General features: G+C 54.0%; 3 protein-coding genes. 2 read left to right on the forward strand and 1 reads right to left on the reverse strand.

Annotated features, from left to right (window positions below; translation table 11 throughout):
- Positions 1 to 52: 52 nt before the first annotated feature.
- Complete coding sequence (gene can / locus QRD42_RS08555) at positions 53 to 715, reverse strand: carbonate dehydratase (RefSeq protein WP_072570664.1); 663 nt, start codon at positions 713 to 715, stop codon at positions 53 to 55.
- Between the two features lie 107 nt (positions 716 to 822).
- On the opposite strand from can, the gene QRD42_RS08560 reads away from it, so the two are divergent.
- Together QRD42_RS08560 and QRD42_RS08565 are read left to right on the forward strand one after the other, a co-directional pair.
- Positions 823 to 1,749 carry an ABC transporter ATP-binding protein gene (locus QRD42_RS08560; protein WP_318374724.1) on the forward strand — a complete coding sequence of 309 codons (927 nt, stop codon included), beginning with the start codon at positions 823 to 825 and terminating at the stop codon, positions 1,747 to 1,749.
- On the forward strand, positions 1,746 to 2,514 hold a 769-nt coding region (locus QRD42_RS08565; protein WP_072570667.1), incomplete at its 3' end, for an ABC transporter permease. The genes QRD42_RS08560 and QRD42_RS08565, both read left to right, overlap by 4 nt.

Genomic DNA, 2,514 nt, shown 5'->3' on the forward strand with positions numbered 1-2,514 from the left:
ACGTAGGCCGGGTAAGGCGAAGCCGCCACCCGGCATANNAATATAACGAATCTTATTTGTGATTAATGTGCTTCTGGCTGATGTTGGACAGCCCCTGGCGGTAACGCGATTCCAGCGTGTCGCGGTTGGTGGCGGTTACTTCCAGATCGCGCAGCAGACCGTCGTGAATACCGTACGCCCAGCCGTGAATGGTCACGTTCTGGCCGCGCTTCCACGCTGACTGCATGATGGTTGAGTGGCCCAGGTTATACACCTGCTCCATCACGTTCAGCTCACACAGGGTATCCAGACGACGCTCTTCCGGCATTTCGTTAAGCAGTGCGCTATGTTTAAACCAGATGTCACGGATGTGCAGCAGCCAGTTGTTGATCAGGCCCAGTTCCGGGTTTTCCACCGCCGCCTGCACACCGCCGCAGCCGTAGTGACCGCAGATGATGATATGCTCAACTTCCAGCACATCCACCGCATACTGAACGACCGACAGACAGTTCAGATCGGTGTGGATCACCAGGTTGGCAACGTTTCGGTGAACAAATAACTCACCGGGTTCAAGACCGGTCAGGCGCTCAGCCGGAACGCGGCTGTCTGAACAGCCAATCCATAAAAAGCGCGGTTTCTGTGCCTGTGCTAATGTCTCAAAAAATCCCGGATCCTCTTCGACCAGCATTTTTGACCATAGTGCATTGTTACTAATGAGTGTATCTATGTCTTTCATTGAGGTTAACGACCTGTAACCAAGTAATAGCGTTGAGCTAATATAGGTCAACTCCATTTTTTTTTAAACCACACATAGAGTGTAAGAAAAAAGGTAAAAAAGCAGTCATGACCATTGCACTGGAGCTTGAGCAGCTTAAAAAAACCTACCCGGGCGGCGTTCAGGCGCTGCGGGGTATTGATTTACAAGTAGAAGCAGGGGATTTCTATGCGCTACTCGGGCCAAACGGCGCCGGTAAGTCAACCACCATCGGTATTATCAGTTCGCTGGTAAATAAATCTTCCGGACGGGTCAGCGTCTTTGGTTACGACCTTGAAAAAGATGTCGTCAACGCCAAACGCCAGCTCGGTCTGGTGCCGCAGGAGTTCAACTTTAACCCGTTTGAAACCGTGCAGCAGATTGTGGTGAACCAGGCCGGTTACTATGGCGTTGAGCGTGCCGAAGCGGTAGCGCGCAGTGAAAAATACTTAAAGCAGCTGGATTTGTGGGAAAAACGCGGCGAACGTGCGCGTATGCTCTCCGGCGGCATGAAGCGTCGTCTGATGATTGCCCGCGCCCTGATGCATGAACCTAAACTGCTAATCCTTGACGAGCCGACCGCGGGCGTTGACATCGAACTGCGCCGCTCCATGTGGGGCTTTCTGAAGGATCTGAATGACAAAGGCACCACCATCATTCTGACCACCCACTATCTGGAAGAGGCGGAGATGCTGTGCCGTAATATCGGCATTATTCAGCACGGGCAACTGGTGGAGAATACCTCCATGAAATCCCTGCTGGCGAAGCTCAAATCCGAAACCTTTATTCTCGATCTGGCGGCGAAAAGCCCGTTGCCGAAGCTGGAAGGTTATCAGTATCGTCTGGTGGACACCTCGACGCTGGAGGTCGAAGTGCTGCGCGAGCAGGGCATCAATAGCGTGTTCAGCCAGCTGAGCGCGCAGGGTATTCAGGTATTAAGTATGCGTAACAAAGCGAACCGTCTTGAAGAGCTGTTTGTCACGCTGGTAAACGAAAAAACAGGAGACCAGGCATGATGCAGCTTTATTGGGTCGCGCTGAAAAGCATCTGGCATAAAGAAATTCAGCGTTTTATGCGTATCTGGATCCAGACGCTGGTGCCGCCGGTCATCACCATGACGCTCTATTTCATCATCTTCGGTAACCTGATCGGCTCGCGCATTGGCGAAATGCACGGCTTTACCTACATGCAGTTTATCGTGCCGGGTCTGATCATGATGGCGGTGATCACCAATGCTTACGCCAACGTCGCCTCGTCGTTCTTCAGCGCCAAGTTCCAGCGCAATATTGAAGAACTGCTGGTCGCGCCGGTGCCGACGCATGTGATTATTGTCGGCTATGTGGGCGGCGGCGTGGCGCGTGGGCTGTGCGTCGGCGTGCTGGTGACGGCGATTTCGCTGTTCTTCGTGCCCTTCCAGGTGCACTCCTGGCTGTTCGTCGGCCTGACGCTGCTGCTGACGGCGGTGCTGTTCTCGCTCGCCGGACTGCTTAACGCCGTATTCGCCAAGACCTTTGATGACATCAGCCTGATCCCGACCTTTGTGCTGACGCCGCTGACCTACCTTGGCGGGGTGTTCTACTCCCTGACGCTGCTGCCGCCGTTCTGGCAGGCGCTGTCGCACTTAAACCCGATCGTCTACATGATCAGCGGTTTCCGCTTCGGTTTCCTCGGCATCAGTGATGTGCCGCTCATCACTACCATTGCCGTGCTGGTGGTGTTTATCGTGGCGTTTTATGCCTTGTGCTGGTATCTGATCCAGCGCGGCCGCGGTCTGCGCAGCT

This window comes from Enterobacter sp. PGRG2 (assembly GCF_030291195.1).
Taxonomy (GTDB): Bacteria; Pseudomonadota; Gammaproteobacteria; order Enterobacterales; family Enterobacteriaceae; genus Enterobacter_D.